15 protein-coding genes are annotated in these 17214 nt (G+C 73.4%); 6 read left to right on the forward strand and 9 right to left on the reverse strand.

Annotation, left to right across the window (positions count from 1 at the left end; translation table 11 throughout):
• Positions 1-10 precede the first annotated feature (10 nt).
• On the reverse strand, positions 11-1993 hold the full coding sequence (locus tag ABT123_RS10975; protein WP_351311972.1) for a galactose oxidase early set domain-containing protein: 1983 nt from the start codon (positions 1991-1993) through the stop codon (positions 11-13).
• A 342-nt stretch (positions 1994-2335) separates the two neighbouring features.
• Here ABT123_RS10975 and ABT123_RS10980 point away from each other — a divergent pair, with 342 nt between their 5' ends.
• A complete protein-coding gene (locus ABT123_RS10980; protein ID WP_351311974.1) occupies positions 2336-4603 on the forward strand; it encodes a Dyp-type peroxidase in 2268 nt (755 codons plus the stop codon).
• A gap of 97 nt (positions 4604-4700) precedes the next feature.
• On the opposite strand, the gene ABT123_RS10985 is transcribed toward ABT123_RS10980, so the two are convergent.
• Positions 4701-5870, reverse strand: coding sequence for a carboxylate-amine ligase (locus ABT123_RS10985; protein WP_351311976.1), 1170 nt, complete (start codon positions 5868-5870; stop codon positions 4701-4703).
• Between the two features lie 386 nt (positions 5871-6256).
• On the opposite strand from ABT123_RS10985, the gene ABT123_RS10990 reads away from it, so the two are divergent.
• Positions 6257-7480, forward strand: coding sequence for an MFS transporter (locus ABT123_RS10990; RefSeq protein WP_351312114.1), 1224 nt, complete (start codon positions 6257-6259; stop codon positions 7478-7480).
• Positions 7481-7514: 34 nt separating this feature from the next.
• On the opposite strand, the gene ABT123_RS10995 is transcribed toward ABT123_RS10990, so the two are convergent.
• Positions 7515-7880 carry a cupin domain-containing protein gene (locus ABT123_RS10995; protein WP_351311978.1) on the reverse strand — a complete coding sequence of 122 codons (366 nt, stop codon included), beginning with the start codon at positions 7878-7880 and terminating at the stop codon, positions 7515-7517.
• A 48-nt stretch (positions 7881-7928) separates the two neighbouring features.
• Between ABT123_RS10995 and ABT123_RS11000 the strand changes: the two genes are divergently transcribed.
• The gene (locus tag ABT123_RS11000) at positions 7929-8720 is read left to right on the forward strand and encodes an AraC family transcriptional regulator (RefSeq protein ID WP_351311980.1); all 792 of its coding nucleotides are present in this window, start codon (positions 7929-7931) and stop codon (positions 8718-8720) included.
• Here ABT123_RS11000 and ABT123_RS11005 read toward each other — a convergent pair.
• Both ABT123_RS11005 and ABT123_RS11010 read right to left on the reverse strand, forming a co-directional pair.
• Positions 8706-10082, reverse strand: a complete 1377-nt coding sequence (locus ABT123_RS11005) for a carboxyl transferase domain-containing protein (protein ID WP_351311981.1) — start codon at positions 10080-10082, stop codon at positions 8706-8708. The genes ABT123_RS11000 and ABT123_RS11005 overlap by 15 nt on opposite strands.
• 9 nt (positions 10083-10091) lie before the next feature.
• Positions 10092-11210, reverse strand: coding sequence for a LysE family transporter (locus tag ABT123_RS11010; protein ID WP_351311983.1), 1119 nt, complete (start codon positions 11208-11210; stop codon positions 10092-10094).
• Between the two features lie 70 nt (positions 11211-11280).
• Here ABT123_RS11010 and ABT123_RS11015 point away from each other — a divergent pair, with 70 nt between their 5' ends.
• Positions 11281-11727, forward strand: a complete 447-nt coding sequence (locus ABT123_RS11015; protein WP_351311985.1) for an Lrp/AsnC family transcriptional regulator — start codon at positions 11281-11283, stop codon at positions 11725-11727.
• A gap of 14 nt (positions 11728-11741) precedes the next feature.
• On the opposite strand, the gene ABT123_RS11020 is transcribed toward ABT123_RS11015, so the two are convergent.
• Positions 11742-13244, reverse strand: coding sequence for a sensor histidine kinase (locus ABT123_RS11020; RefSeq protein ID WP_351311987.1), 1503 nt, complete (start codon positions 13242-13244; stop codon positions 11742-11744).
• Positions 13245-13248: 4 nt separating this feature from the next.
• Entirely contained in the window at positions 13249-14286 is a 1038-nt protein-coding gene (locus ABT123_RS11025; RefSeq protein WP_351311989.1) for a rod shape-determining protein, read from the reverse strand.
• A gap of 201 nt (positions 14287-14487) precedes the next feature.
• On the opposite strand from ABT123_RS11025, the gene ABT123_RS11030 reads away from it, so the two are divergent.
• Complete coding sequence (locus ABT123_RS11030) at positions 14488-15186, forward strand: esterase/lipase family protein (RefSeq protein WP_351311990.1); 699 nt, start codon at positions 14488-14490, stop codon at positions 15184-15186.
• A gap of 4 nt (positions 15187-15190) precedes the next feature.
• Here the strand turns inward: ABT123_RS11030 and ABT123_RS11035 are convergent, their stop codons facing one another.
• The gene (locus ABT123_RS11035) at positions 15191-15715 is read right to left on the reverse strand and encodes a hypothetical protein (protein ID WP_351312116.1); all 525 of its coding nucleotides are present in this window, start codon (positions 15713-15715) and stop codon (positions 15191-15193) included.
• 106 nt (positions 15716-15821) lie between these two features.
• Here ABT123_RS11035 and ABT123_RS11040 point away from each other — a divergent pair, with 106 nt between their 5' ends.
• The gene (locus ABT123_RS11040; RefSeq protein WP_351311992.1) at positions 15822-16730 is read left to right on the forward strand and encodes an SCO2400 family protein; all 909 of its coding nucleotides are present in this window, start codon (positions 15822-15824) and stop codon (positions 16728-16730) included.
• 19 nt (positions 16731-16749) lie between these two features.
• Here ABT123_RS11040 and ABT123_RS11045 read toward each other — a convergent pair whose 3' ends face one another.
• Positions 16750-17172, reverse strand: a complete 423-nt coding sequence (locus tag ABT123_RS11045; RefSeq protein ID WP_351311994.1) for a MarR family winged helix-turn-helix transcriptional regulator — start codon at positions 17170-17172, stop codon at positions 16750-16752.
• Positions 17173-17214 lie beyond the last annotated feature (42 nt).

Raw genomic sequence — 17214 nt, forward strand, 5'->3', positions numbered from 1 at the left:
ACAGTGGGTGTCAGTCGTCGGCGCCCGCCTTGGGGGCGGCGGCACCCGTGGTCTGAGCTGCAGCCTGGGGCTTGAGCTGGACCCAGCCGGCCTTGCTCGGTGCGCCCTCTTCGTTGAGGAGGAAGAGCATGTAGTGGCCGGGCGGGGCCGCGGCGGCGGTCGGCGGGGCCTGGAGCTCCAGGAAGTTGCCGCCGCGACTCTTGATACGCAGTTCGAGGTGACGCTGGCTGGTGTTGATCGAGTGGGTCGCGGTGGTCGGGGCCAGCAGCACGGCGCGGGTGACCTCGCCGGGCGTGCTGGTGCTGACCGTGATCTTCTCGTTGTAGCCGACGCTGGGGTTGAAGATCAGGCCGAGCGCGGGGCGGCTGCCCTGGTGGAGGTAGGCCGGCTCGTAGATCTCGATGCTGCCGTTGTTGTTGTCGTTGATGTCGGGGTCGTTGGCGAGCTGCTGCAGCTCGTCGCCCGTGATCATGACGCGGCCGTCCGGGAGGACCACGCCGTTGGAGTGATAGCCGCGCGGCAGCCGCTGGACGGGGCCGAGCTTCCAGTCGCCGTTCTCGTCGCGCAGTTCGACCTGGCGGTACTTCAGGTCGGCGTTGGGGTTGTACGGTCCGTTGCCGTAGTCGCGGATGTCGAAGGCGCCGTTGACGGTGAGCAGGTTGCCGTTCGGCAGGAGCAGGGTGTCGTCCTGGGTGCGGCCGAAGGCGCGGGGCTTCTCGGTGTTCCACTTGCCGCCGGCCAGGCGGTAGGTGTTCGGGTCGTTGCGGTCGCCGCCGAGGACCAGGACCGAGTCGGGGCCCCTGAAGCCGGCCGGCAGGGGGACGGCGGAGCCGTAGTTGCGCCTCCACTCGCCGCCGTCCGGGCCGGGCTTGTCCTTGTTGATGTCCGGGCGGTTCGGCAGGTCGGTCTTGGTGTCGGCGGCGGTGTCGAAGAGCCACTGCTGGTCCACGGAGCGGCCGAGTCCGTAGATCTTCCCGTCGCGCAGCGAGAACAGGTGCGGGTAGTCCCACTTGAACGGAGCTTCGGTCGTGAGCTTGTCCACCCCCCAGCCGACCGGCTTGACCGTCTTGTCGAAGGGCACGGGGTGGGCCGCGGCGGGGAAGCGCTCCACGACCGGGGTGGGGGTGCCCCAGCCGAGCTCCGACTGGCCGGACATGATGACCTGGCGTCCGTCCGCGCCGGTGACCACGCTCGGGTACCAGCGGCCTACGGCCATGTCCTTGTTCAGGTACCACTCCTCTGCCCAGGGGTCGAAGACCAGGGACAGCTTGGCGCCGGAGCCTCCGTTGCCGCCGAGGTTGCCGCCGAAGACGCCGAGCATGCCGTTGGGCAGGTAGGAGTGGCCGGCGCAGAAGAACGGGGCCGGGCGGGGCTCGTTCTTGCCGTCGGGCATGTTGATGACCGGCGGCTTCTTCTCGGAGAACGCGCCGGGGCCTGTTCCCTTGGCGGGGTCCCAGATCCAGGCGCGGCCGGCGTTCTCCTTGCCGATCGTTTGGGTGGGGGCCGGCTCGTTCTGCGGGTTGGTCTCGATCCGCTCGAAGGAGAACAGCAGGACCTTGCCGGTGGGCAGCAGTGCGATATGGGCCGCGAAGTCGGGGGACTGGAAGTACTCCCGGAACCGGCCGAACTCGGCGGCGTCGAAGGCCGCGTTGGCCTTCTCCTGGGAGGCGGTCAGTGCCTTGAGCCGCTCTGTACGGGTGGTCTGCGGGTACTCGCCGACGTCGGCCAGTGCCTTCCGGGTACGGGCGTGCTCCTCGGCGTGCTCCTTGCCGAGCGTCGCCGCCTCGTCCGGGTCCACGGTGACCGGTGCGGTCGCCGCCCGGGAGGCCGGGCCGTAGGGAAAGGCATCGCCCCCCTCGTCGTGACCGGTGTGGGCGAGTACGGGGCCTGCCGACGCCAGGGCCATGGATGCGGCCATCGCGGTGGCGGCGCAGACGGAGATCGCCGTGGCGAGCCGTCGGCGGACGGGCAGGGGCGGATTACTGCGGGACATCGGACTCCTTGCCGGAGAGGTGTACGCGCACCGGCCCCGACCAGGGGACGTGTCGGGGCGGGCTGCGTCAGGACTGCCACCCGTTCACGCAAAGTGACAGACCTCAGCTTTCCGGCGGGGTGCTCGGCTGTCATCCCGAGACATGCAGGCGGGTGATCGCGAGCCCCGAAGGCGCCCCACCGCACCTCGTGCGCCCCCCGACCAGCGCGTTTGCGGACAACAAACGGGTGACGGACAGCTTCGTCGGCCGGTCGGCCATCGAAGGTCCACACGAGTGCCGCGTACGTTGCTGATTACTCCGCGCAACAATGTTCGTGGAGGTGTCGATCTTCTGGAGTAGGCATGGTGGACGACCTCAAGCTGCGTGACAGCGACGACATCCAGGGCGATGTGATCGCCGGCTTCAAGAAGGACCAGATGACCCTGCTGTTCCTCAAGTTCGAGGACGCGGCGCGGGCGCGCACCTGGGTCAAGGGCCTGGAACCGCAGATCTCCACGACGAGGCAGGTGGCGACCTTCAACGCCGCCTTCAGCAAGGCGAGGAAGGCCTCGGCCGGCGACGACCCGAAGACGCTGAAGGCCACCTGGATCAACGTCGGTTTCACCTGGGCGGGCCTGCGGGAGCTGACCGGGAAGGATCCGCTGCCCTCCGTCAAGCCCGGCAGCGGCCTGGAGGCCTTCAAGCAGGGTTCGGACAAGCGGGCGCTCGGGGACACCGGTGACAGCTCGCCGGAGATGTGGCTCTTCGGAAACGGCAAGGGGCAGGTCGTCCACGCCGTGCTCACCGTCGCCTCCGACACCGTCCAGGACCTCCAGGCGACGGTCCGACAGCAGCGTGAGGCCTGCGCCGCGGCCAAGATCGTGATCGTCTTCCAGCAGGACGCCGCCACACTGCCCGGAAGCCGGAGAGGCAAGGAGCACTTCGGCTTCAAGGACGGCGTCAGCGAGCCCGGCGTGATCGGCTTCGACGAGCCGGACCCCGCCAAGCCCGAGTACGTCAAGGGCCACCACGGCACCCGGCTGATCCCGCCCGGCGAGTTCGTCGTCGGCCACGACCGGGTCGGCGGCGTGCCGCACGAGACGCCCGAATGGGCCGACAACGGCACCTTCCAGGTGGTGCGGCGGCTCGGCCAGGACGTACCCGGCTTCTGGGCCCAGGTCGCCGGGCAGCTGAAGGTGCTCAAGGAGGCCAAGGTGGTGCCGCCCGAGGCCACCTCGGAGTGGCTGGCGGCCCGCCTCGTCGGCCGGTGGCGCTCCGGCACCCCCGTCGCCACGTGCCCCAACGCCGACCGGCCCTCCAACGCTCTGGCCGGCGACGACAACGACTTCGGCTACCGCAACGACCCCGAGGGCTTCATCACCCCGCTCTTCTCGCACCTGCGCAACACCAACCCCCGGGACGGTCTGCAGGAGAAGCCCGGCGATCCGCCGTTCGACGAGTATCCGGTGATGGACCGCCGCCGGATCATCCGCCGCGGCGCCCCGTACGGCGCGCCCTTCGACCCCGCCTCGGAGGGGCCCGGCGGACCCGACGAGAAGCGCGGCCTGCTCTTCGTCTGCTACCAGTCGGATCTCGTACAGCAGTTCGAGTTCATCCAGAAGGCGTGGATCGACAGCCCGGACTTTCCGCCCAACCGGCCCAACAAGCCCGGCCCCGACGGAATGGTCGGCGCCGCCGGAAAGCTCAGCTTCGAGAGCCCCGGCAAGACCACTCAGCTGAGCATGAGCCAGTTCGTCGTGACCGAGGGGTCCGTCTACGCCTTCGTCCCCTCGCTGACCCTGCTGCGGCTGCTCGGTGACGGCCGGCTCACGGACAAGCCGCCCGTCGACGTCCGGCCGACCGACGCCTTCCTGCCCATCCCCGACATGCAGCGGATCAACGGCAAGAGCTGGTACTGGGCGTACGGGACGGGCGGCGACGGTGAGGCCGTCTGCCGGACCGTCTCGATCGCCGACGGGGACGAGCACACGGACGTCCGCGAACGCCCCGACCGGCCGCTGAGCACCTGGCCGTGCTTCGCCGGGGTGAAGAAGGTCGACGCGATCCTGCCCGTCCCGGACGAGCAGCTGGTCAACGGCCGCAGCCGGTTCTGGCTGTTCCACACCGTCGAAGGCCGGCAGGTCTACCGGAAGATCTCGATCGCCGACGGCGCCGAGTCCGGACGTCCTTCCGAGCAGACCGCCGCGATCGACATCCCGGACCGCTCGCTCTCCGCCTGGGTCTCGTTCAACGGCATCGAGAGGGTGGACGCCTTCCTGCCGGTCCCCGACCTGCAGCGGGTCGACGGCAAGAGCTGGTACTGGGTGTTCCACACCTTGATGGACCGTCAGGTCTACCGCCTCGTCTCGGTCGCCGACGGCAGGATGCACCGGGACACCCTCGAACGCGGCGACCGCGGCCTCGACCTGTGGCGATCGCTGGCCGGGATCACGCGGGTCGATGAATTCCTCGCGGTACCGGACATGCAGCGGATCAACGGCATGAGTCTGTTCTGGGTGTTCCACCAGGACAAGTACCGGATCATCGTGATCCGCGACGGCCACGGCCACCAGGACCAGGTCACGGTCGAGGACCGGCCGCTGACGATGTGGCGGTCCTTGACGGGCTGACCGGCCCTCCGCCCCCCTGCGAGCCGCAGGTGAAGAGGTGATCTCACCTGCGGCTTTGGCGTTTTCGGGCTTCTGGGGCTTCTGCGGCGGGGTGGGCTCAGAAGGCCTCGGTGGTGTCCGCCAGGTGACGGAGGACGTCCGTCAGGTCTCCTCTGCGGGCGAAGGCCGCGCGCTGGCGGTGGGCGCCGGAGCCGTCGCGCAGCAGGGCGGTCAGGGTGGTGGCGGCGTGGTCCAGGTCGCCCGCCGCTGCCAGTTCCGGGGCGATGTGGTCGAGCAGGGCCTCCGCGAGGTCCGCGGCGGGGAGTTCGGCGCCCGTGTAGGGGTCCAGGCCGAAGCCCTCCAGGCCGTCGTGGGCGGCCCGCCAGCGGGCCAGTCGTAGTACGTCGTCACGGACCTCCGGGGCGGGGTGGTGCCCGGCGATCTCGCGCAGTGCGGTGGCGACCAGGGCGCGGGCCAGTTCGGCCTGGAGCACCGCGGTCTCGAGGTCCGGGGACATGTCGGGCGCCCGGATTTCGAGCGTGGGCCAGTTCCCGGACGGGCGGAGGTCCCAGTAGACCATTTTGGTGTCGAGGGCCGCCCCGGAGCCGAGCAGGGTCTGCACCGAGCGCCGGTAGTGGGCGGTGGAGGTGAAGTGCGGGGGCAGACCCGCCGAGGGCCAGGCGGACCAGGCCATCGCCCGCCAGCTGGCGTGGCCGGTGTCGCGGCCCTGCCAGTACGGGGAGTTGGCGGCCAGCGCGATCAGCGTCGGCAGCCAGGGGCGGACCCGGTTGGCCACGGCCACGGCGGTGTCCACGTCGAGGGTGCCGATGTGGATGTGCCGACCGCAGCCGACCAGGGTGTCGGTGAGGGCGCCGAAGCGGCGGTGCTGTTCCCGCTGGCGCGGTTCGTCGTCGGTCAGGTGCAGGGGCCCGTCCAGGGCCACTACCGGAGAGGGGCTGGCGAGCAGCCGGCAGCCGTGCATCCGGGCCGCCTTGGCGAGGGAGCGTCGCAGGGCGCCGAGCTCCTCGCGGAGGGTGGCGGCCGAGTCGGCGATGGGGGAGGAGATCTCCACCTGGTACCGGGTGCCCTCGGCGTGCAGCTCGTGCGGTTCCCCGCCGGCGGTGGCGAGGACGAGCGGGGCGGCCGGGACCACCTTGAAGGTCCGGGCATCGACGAGGAGGAACTCCTCCTCCACCCCGACCGTGAGCGGAACGGCGCCGGCCCGGCCGCCGACCCGCCCGATGGTGCGAAGAGTGTTGCTCGCGGTTCCTTTGCCAGGTTCGATCACTGCGCCTCCCTGGACATACGAGTCTTTTCATCATGAGCTGAACGCCAGGCAGGGAGCGCACGCCGATTCAGTCAAATCTCCAGGGACTATGGCGGGTTAGCGGCCCGGAGGGGCGGGCTCCGCGACCCAGGAGTCCGGTGGGGTGACTGGTGCCGCTGGGTGCGGGGCCGGCCGGGCGGCGTGGGTCCGGGGTGGGCGGTGCCGGGCCGGGGCGGGCGGGCGGCGCAAAAAAATGCCCGGCCTCCGGATCCGGTGCCTGGTTAGCATCCCGTGTGACGCAGACGCCCTCCTCGACCCAGCCGGAAGACCAGGCCCCACGGGACCACGACCCGGACGGTCCCGGCACCGGCACCGGCACTGGGGACCCGGCGCCCGCCCGGCGGCGGATCTTCGCCGACCTCACCCCGCTGCGTACCTCGCCCGACTACCGGCGGCTGTGGATCGGCAACACCATCTCCTGGATGGGCGCGGCGATGACCGTCTTCGCGGTCCAGCTCCAGGTGTACGACATCACCCGGTCCAGCCTCTCGGTCGGCCTCGTCGGACTGTGCTCACTGGTCCCGCTGATCGTCTTCGGCCTGTACGGCGGAGCCATCGCCGACTCCGTCGACCGGCGCAAGCTGGGCCTCGCCAGCTCCGGCGGGCTGGGCGCGCTCTCGGTGGTGCTGGCCGGTGCCGCGCTGCTCGACTACCACCGGGTGTGGCTGCTCTACACCGTGGTCGCCCTGCAGTCGGTGTGCGGTGCGCTGAACTCGCCCGCCCGGTCCGCCATGATCCCCCGGCTGCTGCCGCCCGAGCAGCTGCCCGCCGCCAACGCGCTGAACTCGGTGACCACCACCTCCGGCTTCATGCTCGGCCCGATGGCGGGCGGGCTGGTCGTCGGCCTCTGGGGCTACCAGGCCGCGTATCTGATCGACGCCGTCGCGTTCACCGGGGCCTTCTACGCGATGTGGCGGCTGCCCTCGATGCTGCCGGAGCGGACGGACGGCAAGCGGGGCCGGGCCTCGGTGCTGGACGGGCTGCGCTTCCTCGCCACCCGGCCGAACATCCGGATGACCTTCTTCACCGACATGGCCGCCATGGTGCTGGCGCAGCCGAAGGCGCTGTTCCCGGCCATCGCGCTGGTCTGGTACGGCGGCGATGCCATGACCGTCGGCCTGCTGGGCGCCGCCACCGCGGTCGGCGCGCTGCTCGGCAGCGTGTTCTCGGGATGGCAGGGCCGGATCCGCCGGCACGGGCTGGCGATCCTGCTGACGGTGGCGGCCTGGGGGCTGGCCGTCGCGGTGTTCGGGATCACCCGGAACCTGTGGCTCGGGCTGTTCTTCCTGGCCGTGGCGGGCTGGATGGACTCCATCTCGATGGTGTTCCGCACCACCATGCTGCAGGCCGCCACCCCCGACGACATGCGGGGGCGGCTGCAGGGCGTCTTCATCGTGGTGGTCGCGGGCGGGCCCCGGCTCGGGGACTTCCTGGCCGGCACGGTCGCCGACCTCACCTCGCCGGCGCTCGCGATCACCGGGGGCGGGCTGGCCTGTGTGGTGGTCGTGGCCCTGCTGGCGGCCCGCTGGCGCGGCTTCGCCCGCTACGACGCGCGGTCGCCGGTGGCGTAGGCCCTGTCTGTGGTGGGGCCGGTCCGGGGCCGGGTCAGGCGTCGACCGGTTCCTGGGTGCGGTCGCCGCCCGCCGATCCGGTGTTGACGGTGCCGGCCGGCTCGAACAGCAGGATCGACACCTCCGCCGAGGCCGCCGGGCAGTGCTCGACCCCGCGCGGTACGACGTACAGCTCGCCGGGCCCGAGCACCACGTCCCCGTCCCGCAGCCGGATCGTCAGCTCCCCGCTGACCACCAGGAACAGCTCGTCGGTGTCCTCGTGCGTGTGCCACACGAACTCGCCCTGCAGTTTGGCGGCCTTGACCTCGTAGTCGTTGACCCGGGCGATGCGGCGCGGTGCCCAGTGCTCGTGGAAACCGGCCAGCTTCTCCGCGATGTCGATCTTGCCGTTCGTTGTCATGGCCACAGCCTGCCCGGGCCGCCGGCGGCCGTCTTGTACGTTGCTGACATGACCGTCTCGGCGTGGCAGCCCGAAGTGCCGGGAATCACCGAGGTGTTCCACGCCCGGTTCACCGCTCACGCCTATCCGGCCCATGTGCACGACACCTGGGCGCTGATGATCCTGGACAGCGGCCGGGTCGATTTCGCGCTCGACCGCGAGCGGCACGGCACCGGGGTGCCGGAGACCGTGGTGCTGCTGCCGCCGGGGGTGGTGCACGACGGCCGCACCGTCACCGAGTCGGGGTTCCGCAAACGGGTGCTGTACCTGGACACCTCGGTGCTGCCGGCCGGGCTGACCGGGGCCGCGGTGGACACCCCGCTGCTGCACGACGCGGCGCTGCGGGACCGGATCCACGGACTGCACCGGGCGCTGGGCGGGCGGGAGCTGTTCGAGGCGGAGTCGCGGCTGGCCTTCGTACGGGAACGGCTGCGCGACCGGCTGAGCGGGCGGGACCCGGCCGGGCCGCGGCCCGCGGGCGCCGGGCTCGCCGTACGGCTGCGGGAACTGCTGGACGCCCGGACCGTCGAGGGGATCACCCTGGCGGAGGCGGCCGAGGCGCTGGGGGAGGCCCACCCCACCCACCTGATCCGGTCGTTCGGCCGGGCCTTCGGGCTGCCGCCGCACGCCTATCTGACCGGGCGGCGGGTGGCGGCGGCGCGGCGGCTGCTGCTCGCCGGGATGCCGCCGGCGGAGGTGGCGGTGGCGGTGGGATTCCACGATCAGGCCCATCTCGCCCGGCACTTCGGGCGGCATGTCGGGACCACCCCGGCGCGGTTCGCCCGATCAGGCCGAGTGTGAACGGAAGTCGGCCGGTCCGACGATGCCGCGGGCGACCCCCAGTTCCACCAGGTCCCGGGGGCGCAGCCGCAACTGGTCGGCCGTGGCCGGGGCCTGGTCGGCGGGCCGCTTCAGGATGGCAGCCGCCAACTCCGGGGCGATGACGGAGAAGTAGCTGTCCGGGGTGACCCAGGTGCTGCCGGGGGCGGCGAGGGCGAGTGCGCCGCCCGAGCCGCCCTCGCCGATGAGCAGGGTGGTGACCGGGACGGTCGCCGCGGCCACCGCCGCGAAGGTGTCCGCGATGGCCGCACCCGCGCCGGCCTGCTCGGCGGCGGCGTCATTGGCCGCGCCGGGCGTGTCGACCAGGGTCAGCACCGGGATGCCGAGCCGGTCGGCGAGCCGGATCAGCCGGGCCGCCGTCCGGTAGCCGGCCGGGCGGGTGGCGGTGCCGCACTGGGCGGCGTACCCGATGGCCCGGCCCTCGCGGAGGCCGAACCCGCACAGCATGCCGGGGTCGGTGCCGCCGGTCCGGTCGCCGGATACCGGGAGCCGGAACTCGAAGTACGCGTCCAGGTAGGCGGGGGCGCGCGGCCGGTCGGGGTGCCGGGCCCGGAGTACGGCGTCCCAGCCGCTCCCGTCCGGTGCCGCGGCGGCTGGGGCGGCTGGGGCCAGGGCGGCGGGGGGCTCGGCCGGGCCGGGGTGCGGGGCGGTGAGCAGGCGCAGCCAGCCGGCGAGGGTGTCGCGGAGCTCCGGCGCGGGGACGACGGCGTCCACGTGCCCGGCCGCGTACTGGCCCTCGGCGGTGTAGGCGGCCGGATCGGCATCGGCCGGCCGCACCCGGGACCCGGCGAAGCCCACCTGCGCACCGGGGAGCGCGAGCACCACGTCCGCGCCCGCGCCGAGGGTGGCCCAGCCGCCGCCGGTGGTCGGATCGCGCAGCACGGCGATCTGGGGCAGCCGGGCGGCCCGGGTGAGCACCGACTGGCGGGCCACCCGCTGCAGCTGGGTGAGGGCGAGCATGCCCTCCTGCATACGGGAGCCGCCGGTGGCGATGAGGGAGACCAGGGGGAGGCGGTGGGCGCGGGCATGGCCGTAGGCGGCCTCCAGGCGGTCGCCGGTGCGACGGCCCAGGGACCCGCCGAGGAAGCCGAACTCGAAGGAGATCACGACGGTTTCGCGACCGCCGATGCGGGCGGTGCCGACGACCACGGACTCCTGCTCGCCGGTACGGGCGGCGGCGCGGGCCCGGGAACCGTCGTAACCGGCCCAGCCGATGGGCCCGTCGGGGGCGGACCGGGCCTCGGGGACGGGGAGTTCGGTGAAGCTGCCGGGGTCGGCGACGGAGGCGAGGGCTGCGCGGGCGGACGGGCGGGTCACGGTCACGGGGCCACCCTAGGCGGACCAGGGGAGCGGGAGGGCCACTTTCAGGGCGTAGGCGGCGACCAGGCCGTAGCCGAGACGGAAGCTCCAGTTCCGTACGGCGGGGGAGATCCGGGACCCGGCGAACGAGCCGAGCGCGGCGAGGAACTGCTGCCAGGCGAGGGAGGCGAGCAGTACCCCGCCGACGAAGGCGGTGGCGGCTGCGCCGCCGTGCAGTTCGCTGCCCTGGGCGGTGGTGAGGGCGGCGAAGTAGAGCGCGGTGGTGGGATTAACGGCGGTCAGCGCCACATACCGCCCAAACACCCGCCATGCCCCTGCGGCACGAAGCTCCGCCCCGGGGGTAGCGCGTGCTCCGGCTACGCCGTCGGCCGCTGTCGCGGGCCCCGCCCCGGCTGCGCCGGTTCCCGCGGTGCGGGGCTGTGCCCCGGCTGTGCCGTCGGCCGCCGTCGGGCGGGGCTCCGCCCCGGGGGCTTGGGGCCCGCCGGGGCTGGTGGGCGCTGCGCGCCCGGATTCGGCGCCTTCGGCGCGGTCTCGGCGCCGGCTCGGGGCGTCGCCGCTTCCCGCCATGCGGAGCTCCGCCCCGGCCACGCCGTCGGCCGCTGTCGCGGGCCCCGCCCCGGCTGCGCCGGTTCCCGCCGTGCGGGGCTGCACCCCGGCTGTGCCGTCGGCCGCCGCTGGGCGGGGCTCTGGCCCGGGGGCGTGGGGGCCGCCGGGCGTCCCGGGCGCGGTGGGGGCTGGGGCCCCCTGCCCCGCCCTCCCCCTCGCGCCTTTGGCTCGGCCTCGCCGTGGGTTCGGGGGCGTTGACCCGGGCTCCGGGCCGGGGGCGGGCGGGGTGGGGCGGGGGCGGAGGCCTTGGGTGGCTATGGTCAGGAGGATCGTTGCTGCTGCCAGGCGGACCCACGCCTCGATCGGGGCCACGTGCGAGGCCACCCACGGGCCCACGGCGACCGCCAGCGCCGCATAGCCGAAGTCCACCACCGCGATGCCGGTCGCGCCCGCGACCGCCGCCCGGCGGGACCGGATCGCCTCCTGGAGCAGCAGCACGCTCATCGCACCCATCGGCACCGCCACGCCCAGGCCCGCAGCCGCCCCCGCCAGCGAGGGGCCCATCCATACGCTCAGCTCGGTCATGCCCGGCAGCCTGCGCGGGCGGCGCGGAAACGCGCGGGCGGATATCGGCCCAGGCTGCGAGAATCGCGGTATGGACCGCCTGGACAGGGAAATCCTCGGCATCCTGCAGCAGGATGCGCGGATCTCGTACCGCGACCTCGGCGTCCGCGTCGGGCTCAGCGCCAACGCCGCCGCCGACCGGGTGCGCCGGATGCGCCGGGACGGGGTGATCCGCGGGTTCACCGTCCTGATCGACCCCGCCGCCGACACCCGCGGCGGTCTGGTGGTCTTCATCGACGTCACGCTGCGGCTCGACACCACCAACGACGCGTTCGAGCAGGCCATCACCCGGCTGCCCGGCATCACCGAGGCGGTGCACGTCACCGGCGCGCACGACTACCTCGTCCGCGCCCGTGCCGCCGACCCCGCCGCCCTCGACGTGCTGCTCCGCCGCCTCAAGACGGAGGCCGGGGTTGCCCAGTCCAGCACCCGTATCGCCCTGCGGGCTGCCAACCGCCCCGACCGGACCCTGAGCTGAGCCGACCGCGCAGGCTAGAGCGCGGAACGCCAGGTCAGGGTGGTGCCCCGGGCGCCCGCCTCGGTCCGGCCGTCGTCCGTGACCGTCAGCCGGACGGCCGAGGAATCCGCGTCCACCTCCACCTCCACCGAGGTGACCCCGGCCCGCCGGTGCGCCGCGGCCAGCGCGCTCCGCAGGGCCGCCAGCAGCTCCCCGGCCACCGGGTCCGCGACCAGCGCGTCCACCGCCCCCGCGAACCGCACCGAGGGCTGGAAGCCCAGCAGCACCCCCGCCCCGCCGGTCTCCCGCAAAACCCGCCCCCGGAACGTGGCGGGCGCGTCGGCCGGCGGCTGCTGGAGCGCGAAGATGGCCGTACGCACGTCCTGGATCGTGGAGTCCAGCTCGTCCACCGCACGGCCCAGCTCATCGCCGACCGCGTCCGTGTCCGTGTCCCCGGCCGGTGCGGCCGAGGCCCGGCGCCGGGTGCTCTCCAGCATCATCTCGGTCGCGAACAGCCGCTGTACCACCAGGTCGTGCAGGTCCCGGGCGATCCGGTCGCGGTCCTCGTAGACCGCCAGCTGCTCCCGGTCGTGCTGGGCGTCCGCCAGGACCAGGGCCAGCGCGGCCTGGGAGGCGAACTGCGAGGCCAGCAGCCGGTCCACCGCGTCGTACGGGCGGCCCCCGCGGGCCCGTGGCAGCGCCAGGGTGCCGATCAGCTGTCCGCCGCTCTGCAGCGGGAGCATCATGCTGGGGCCGAATCGCTTCCGCACAGGTGTGGTCATCCGGGGGTCGGTCGCCGAGTCCTCGATGAAGACGGGTTCGCCGCCCAGCAGCTGTTCCAGCACCGGGCTTCCGGGGGCGATGGCGGTGCCGACCAGGTCCCCGGGGTCGCCGTGGGTGGAGGCGGCCACGATTTCCATGCCGCCCTCCGGGGTCGGCTGGAGCACCACCCCGGCCGCCGCGTCGGCCAGCAGCCGGGCCCGCTCCGCCAGGCACATCAGCGCGTCCGCAGCCGGACGCCCGGTCAGCAGGGCGGTGGTGACGGCCTCCGCGCCCTCGATCCAGCGCTCCCGGCGGCGGGCGGTCTCGTACAGCCGGGCGTTGCCGATGGCTATGCCGGCCTGGGAGGCGAGGACCCGCAGCAGCGCCGCGTCCTCGTCGGTGAACGGCCCGCCGCCCTGCTTGCCGGCCAGGTGGAGGTTGCCGAACACCTCGGTGTGGACCCGGATCGGAACCCCGAGGCCGGAGCGGCCGTCCGGCAGGTGCGGCAGCCCGGCCCGTTCCTCCTCGGTCAGGCCGGCCGTGAACAGTGCGGTCAGCCGGCCGCGCTCGGGGTCCAGCACCCCCAGCGCGCCGTACCGGGCCGCGCACAGCTCGGCCGCGGAGTCGACGACGTGCTGGAGGGTGCTGTGCAGTTCGAGCTCCGAACCGACACTGAGCACGGCCTCCAGCAGCGCCGGCAGGCGAGGCGGCCCCGCCGGCCGGGCAACGGCCGCCTCCTCCTGGCCGCCGCCGGCGGCAGCGCCTTCCTCGGTCATCCGGTCATTCGGCGAGCGGGTTGAGGACCATCGGCGCGATCTTTCCTTCCATCATGGCGCCGAGACCCAGGACGGCGCACACATCGGGCCGTTCCGCGATGGCCACCGGCATACCGGTCGCGTCGCGCAGCATCTGGTCCAGCCCCGGCAGCAGGGCGCTGCCGCCCACCATCATGATCCCCCGGTCCGTCAGGTCGGCGACCAGGTCCGGCGGGCAGTCGCGCAGCACCTTGCCGATGATGTCCAGGACCGCGGTCAGCGGGGTGTGGATGGCGTCGCGGACCGCCGCCGTGTCCACGTGCACCGAGCGGGCCAGGCCGGTGGCCACGTCCCGGCCGTGGATCAGGGTGGAGGCGGGCCCCTCGTCGGTGATGCCGTTGCCGTGCAGGGCCAGTTGGAGCGGCCGGACGGCCTGGCTGGGCAGCATCAGCTCGTGGGCGTGCCGCAGGTGCTGGACCACCGCGTGGTCGATGGCCTCGCCGCCGATCGGGACCCGTTCCGCGGTCACGATGGAGCCGAGGGAGAGCACCGCCACCTGGGTGGCGGCTGCCCCGCACACCATGATCATCGTTGCGGTCGGCTGCTCCACGGGCAGGCCGCAGCCGACGGCCGCCGCGATCAGGGTGTCGACGAGTTCGACCCGCCGGGCGCCGAGCCCGACCAGGGTCTCCACGGCGGCACGCTGGGCCAGCGGATCGGCGTCGTGCGGGGTGCAGGCCGCGGCGCGCAGCCGGGGCTTGCGGCGCAGGGCGCGCCGGAGCTTCTCACCCAGCAGGTGGCGCAGCATCCGCTGGGCCATCTCGATGTCGACAACGGTGCCGCCCGAGACGGGACGGACCACCCGGATGTAGTCGGGGGTGCGGCCGGTCATCCGCTCGGCGAAGGAGCCGACGGCGATGAGTGCGCCGGTGCGCGTGTTGACCGCGGCGACGCTGGGCTCGTCCACCACCAGGCCGGCGCCCTTGACGTACACACGGGTGCGGGCTGCCCCCAGGTCGACGCCGACGTGGCAGCGGCGCAGCTGCTCAAGACTGACGGTCACGGCAGATCCTCCCGAGTGCGCTGACGCAAGAAGGCCGGCGGACTGCCGGTCACATCTGTCATCTTTCACGGCAAAACGGGCGGACGGCCTGTTGGGTTGCTCCGGTCGGGGTGCTGCACAGGGGTGGTTTTCTGTACCGACAGGCAGCAGCATGCCCCCACCAACCGCGCTACTCGCGCGTAACAAGGTAAGGGGGACCCGATGGTGACGGCCCGCCAGAAACTTCCGGCACTCCTGACGCTCTGCCTGGCCCTGCTCGCGCCGCCCGCCGCCCAGGCCGCCGTCCATACGGCCGACAGTGCGCCCGCCCGCAATCCGGTGGTCTTCGTCCACGGTTACAACGCGGACCCCGGCGTCTGGGGCGCGCTCCGCGAGGACCTGCGCGCCGCCGGCTACACCGACGCGGAGCTGTTCTCCTGGGGCTACGACACCCACCAGTCGGTCAACGAGGTCCTCTCCGGCCGGCTTGCCTCGTACGTCGAGGAGGTGCGCCGGCAGACCGGCGCGGCCAGGGTCGACCTGGTCGCCCACTCCTTCGGGTCGCTGGTCAGCCGCTGGTACGTGAAGTTCGGCGGCGGCACCGCGACCGTCGGCCACTGGGTCTCGCTGGCCGGCCCCAACCACGGCACCTCGACCGCCTGGGCCTGCGCCCTGTGGGACCAGGCCTGCCGGGACATGACCCCGAACTCCTACGTCCAGAAGAACCTCGCCGCCGGGGACGAGACCCCGGGCGCGGTGAAGTACGCGACCTTCTGGTCGAACTGCGACGAGGTCATCAACCCGGACGGCAGCGTCCCGCTGACCGGCGCCCTGAACACCGGCGTCGGCTGCCTGGCCCACAACGACCTGCTCGGGGACGAGCCGACCTCGGCCGGAGTCCGCGCCTTCCTCGCGTCCTGACCTCCTAGCCTCCGTCCGGCACTGCCGGCCCGACCGAGACCCGCTGGAGCAGGCCGTGGGTGAACTCGGCCACGCAGGGCCGCCCGGCCGCGGTGAAGGCCAGCCGCCACCGGGTCGGCGCGGTCCCCTCCAGCGGGCGGACCGGGGCGAAGGCCCGCGCCACCTCGTCCACCGTCGCCGACCACGGCCGCAGGTCCTCCGGGCTCCGCAGTTCGGGCCCCGGCGCGCCCGGGGCCCGGACCAGCCACTCGTTCCACACCGCCCCGTCCGGCCCCGCCAGCACCTCGAAGCGCAGGTCGGGCCAGAGCGGCACCGGCCACAGCAGCGCCTCGCACTCCAGGTCCCCGACGGTGCGGGCGGAGACGGACTCGGGCGGACCGAGGACCGAGCGGTAGCGGGCCAGGGCGCCGCGCGAGCGCGGCGAACGCACCATGGCCTGCCAGTGCTTGTTGGCCGCGCGCTGCTCGGCGAGGGTGGCCCCGAGCCGGAGCCGGGCCTGCTCGGCGAGGTCCGGCTGGAAGTCCGCCATCCGGCGCAGCAGGACCAGCTGGAAGGCGGTGGCGTCGAATCTCACACAGGATCCTTACGTTCTCGGGATACGGATGTTGCGGTAGACGGCATAGCCTGCGGGCGCCATGGACTACTGCCACGCCTGTCGCAGGTACCTCAACGGCGCACTGGCGTGCGCCGGCTGCGGGACTCCGGCCGAATACCTGACCGCCGCGCCGTCCGCCGCCGCGCCCAGGACCATGCCCATGCCCGCGCCGACGGACCCGTATGCAGCGGGCCCGTACGCGGCAGGCCCGGCGCCGAGTCCGTACGCCGCCCCGCACGCGCCGTACGCCCCGCAGGACGCGTACGCCCCGGGAGCGCCGGCCGCCCCGCAGGTGCCGCACGCCCCGCAGGATGCGGACGAGCCGCCGCCCGGCGAGCTCGAGATCGTCCTCGGCGGCCCCTACCAGGGCACCGGCCGGGCCCGCGGCCAGGCGCGCCGCCGGGCCGTGCACCGCCGTCGCCGCCGGACCCTGCTCACCATCGGGCTGGGCATGGCGATCGCCGCCGGCGGCTCGCTGGTGCTGACCCGGATCACGGCCGACGGCGAGAGTCAGGACCGGGCCTCCACGGTCCTCCTGCAGGAGGACATGAAGAAGCCGGACCAGCCGGCGCCCGAGGGCTCGGTGGCGGCGCCTACCGTGGCGCCCTCGCTGGGTAAGGCCCCGAAGGCCTCGGCCAAGCCCGCCAAGGCCGGTACGGCGTCCGCGAAGGCGGCGGACGACGGTGACCCGGGCCCGACGGGTGCGGCCCAGTCCGGGGTACCGGGGCCGGAGCTGCCGGAGCCGTCCGACGAGCCGAACGCCTCCGAGACGCCCGAGCCGAGCGGATCGAAGAGCACCGGGGCTTCGCCGACCACCTCCACCAAGCCCGGCAAGCCCAAGCCGGGCGGCACCAAGACGAACACGCCCAAGCCCCCGCCCCAGCCGGAACCCGAGCCGGAGCCCGAACCCGAGCCGGAAGAGACCTGCTTCCTCTGGGTCTGCTGGTGAGCCTGGGCTGAGCTCCGGCTCAGCCCAGCATGCGCCGCAGCAGGTCCCGCAGTACCGCCCGCTCGGCCGTGGACAGCCCGGCGAGGGGCTCCCGCGCGAAGTCGAGCGACTCGCGCAGCTGCTCGGCGGTGGCCAGGCCCTCCTCGGTGGGGGCGGCCAGCTTCACCCGGCGGTCGGCCGGGTCCGGCCTGCGCTCGACCAGGCCCCGGCTCTCCAGCCGGTCCACGATGCCGGTCACGTTCGACGGCTCGCACCTGAGCTTCTCCGCGAGGCGCCGCATCGGCAGCGGCTCCAGGGACAGCAGGCCGAGGAGCTTGGCCTGGGCGCCGGTGAGCTGGTAGCGGGCAGCCGCGTGCTCGTACTCCTCGTGGTACCGGGCGACGACGGCGGCGATGAGGTCCACGACTTCGAGGGTGACGGGGTCGATGCGGCTCTGGGGCATGGGACCAGCCTACCCATTTACTTGACAACATGAAATATCCAG

This window comes from Streptomyces sp. NPDC002054 (assembly GCF_040296685.1).
Classification (GTDB): domain Bacteria; phylum Actinomycetota; class Actinomycetes; order Streptomycetales; family Streptomycetaceae; genus Streptomyces.